The following is a 2335-nucleotide window of genomic DNA, read 5'->3' on the forward strand; positions in this document are numbered from 1 at the left end:
GTCGCGCAGCTGCTCGGCCATCATGCACAGGGCCAGCAGGATGTCCGCGGGCTGAAAGCCGCCCACCACGCCCGGAACGCCGTAGTCCTTTGCCAGAAACTCGTAAGGCTCCAGTCCAAGGATGGTGGACACATGCCCGGGCAGCAAAAAAGCCTCCACGGCGCACTGGCTGTCGTCCAGCAGGGCGCGCAGGGCGGGAGGAACCAGCTTGTGCAGGGAAAGCACGCAGAAATTGTCGAGCTTGCGCTGACAGGCTGTCAGCAGCGTGGCGGCCACGGTGGGGGCAGTGGTTTCAAAACCGATGCCCAGAAAAACCACGGTATCACCGGGATTTTCAGCCGCCAGGGTCAGGGCGTCCAGCGGCGAATACACGATTTCCACCCGTGCGCCCTGTGCCTGGGCATGCTTGAGGGTGCGACCGTCAGGGCCGGGTACGCGCAGCAGGTCGCCGAATGTGGCAACAATAACCCTGTCGCGGCCCGCCAGGTCAAGAAAGGCGGCCACTTCGGCGTCATGCGTGACGCAGACGGGACAGCCCGGCCCGGAAAGATGGGCAACGGATGAAGGCAGCAGGGAGCGCAGACCGCTTTGGAAGATAGCTACCGTGTGCGTGCCGCATACTTCCATAAACCGCATGGGGCGTCCGTCCAGAGCGCGATTGAGGCGGTCCAGCAGACTGTGACAGACCTGCGGGTCCTGAAAGGCGTTTTCCAGTTGCATGGTGCTCCTCTTGTGGTGCTTCCGAAAATTATGGCCGAAACTGTTTGCATCTGAAGCGTGCTGCGGCGCTGCGGGGCTGCCTTGCAAAAATTCTTGTCCGCACAGGCTCGGGCAGGCTTTACCTGCCGTCCGGCAACGCCATGCCCCAGAGCATTTTCACTTTGCAATTGCTCTGGTGACTGCGTGTCAGACGCCCGCAACAAAGGCGCAGGCGCAATGTATTTACGCTGTCAGGCGCCGAAGCGAGCGGGCCGTAAACTTTGAGAATGGACCTTCTCAAAGTTAATCTGCTCTAGACAGTGTCGTCACGAGCGCCTTTCCCGGTATCTCTGCGTCGAACTTCGCCTTTTATTCCGGTCGAGTACCATAAGAGTACACTCCCTGCATAAAAGGCTCGTTCTCCTTGATATACCAAGGAAATTCATCTCGTGACGACACTGTCTAGGGAAGGGGAGCCAGCATATCCAGTCCCGTTCCCACAGGCAGCCCGCACATAAGGTTGGCGTTGGCAAGCGCCTGGCCGGAAGCGCCGCGGCACAGATTGTCAATGGCGGCCAGAATGGTCAGCCTGCCTGTGCGGGGGTCTACCACAAGTCCCAGGTCGCAGAACATGCTGCCGCGCACAAAGCGTGTTTCGGGCAGCTCCCCCTTGGGCAGCACGCGCACCCAGGGGCTGTGCGCCCAGGTGCTCTTGAAGGCCGCGCGCACTTCGTCCAGCGTGGTTCTGGGGTTTTTCAGCTTCGTATAGATGGTGGACAGGATGCCCCGGTTGAGCGGCAGGATGTGCGTATTAAAGGAAAGGCGCACGTCTTGTCCGGCCAGCAGGGATACTTCCTGCTCGATTTCCGGCGTATGCCTGTGCGTGGGCAGGCCGTATGCGCGGAAATTGTCTGAAATTTCGCAATACAGGGTTCCCACAGCGGCCTTGCGCCCCGCGCCGGTGGTGCCGGATTTGGCGTCCACCACAATATCGTCGGTATGTACAAGATCGTTCTTGATGGCCGCGTACAGGCCCAGAATAACCGAGGTGGGATAGCAGCCGGGATTGGCGATCAGGCTTGTCCGCGCCGCCTCGGCGGCGTACAGCTCCGGCAGGCCGTATACGGCCTTGCGCAGAAGGTCGGTATGGGTATGCTCGTGCTTGTACCAGGAGTTGTATACTGCGGGGTCGCGCAGACGGAAATCGGCGGAAAGATCCACGACCTTTGTTCCGGCTTCAAGCAGCGGAGCGGCCATGCTCATGGCTGTTCCGGCAGGAACGGCCAGAAAGACCACATCACATTCCCTGGCGGCCTGTTCGGCGTCAAAGACGCTTATGACCACATCCGCGCCGGGCATATGATCAAGAAAGGGATAGTATTCGCCAAGGCGTTTGCCCGCTTCGGCCCGCGAACAGGCCATCACAAGCCGCATGGACGGGTGGCTTGCCAGAAGCCGCGCCAGTTCCATGCCTGCATATCCCGTAACTCCAACCAGACCCGCTTTGAACGTCTTCATGCCGTCAATCCTCTACGCGCCGCAAGGGCATCGAAAAAAGCTCATAAACCCCGCCGGTGAAGCGGGCATGCCACAGTGGTCACGGGCCTGCCCCGCAGCGCGCAGCGCCGTGGCGGCA

2 protein-coding genes are annotated in these 2335 nt (G+C 60.6%); both read right to left on the minus strand.

Going from position 1 to position 2335, the window contains the following annotated elements:
• Window positions 1-720: hydrogenase formation protein HypD (gene hypD / locus V6C07_RS08570; protein ID WP_333535976.1), on the minus strand; the 720-nt coding region annotated here is incomplete at its 3' end.
• Window positions 721-1161: 441 nt separating this feature from the next.
• Complete coding sequence (gene argC, locus V6C07_RS08575; RefSeq protein WP_333535978.1) at window positions 1162-2217, minus strand: N-acetyl-gamma-glutamyl-phosphate reductase; 1056 nt, start codon at window positions 2215-2217, stop codon at window positions 1162-1164.
• Between the last annotated feature and the right edge of the window lie 118 nt (window positions 2218-2335).

It is taken from the genome of Desulfovibrio sp. 1214_IL3152 (assembly GCF_036763055.1).
In the GTDB taxonomy this organism is placed as follows: domain Bacteria; phylum Desulfobacterota; class Desulfovibrionia; order Desulfovibrionales; family Desulfovibrionaceae; genus Desulfovibrio.

Excerpts from the sequence above, each read along its gene's own strand:
- argC (WP_333535978.1), bottom strand. The coding sequence starts at position 2,217 with ATGAAGACGTTCAAAGCGGGTCTGGTTGGAGTTACGGGATATGCAGGC.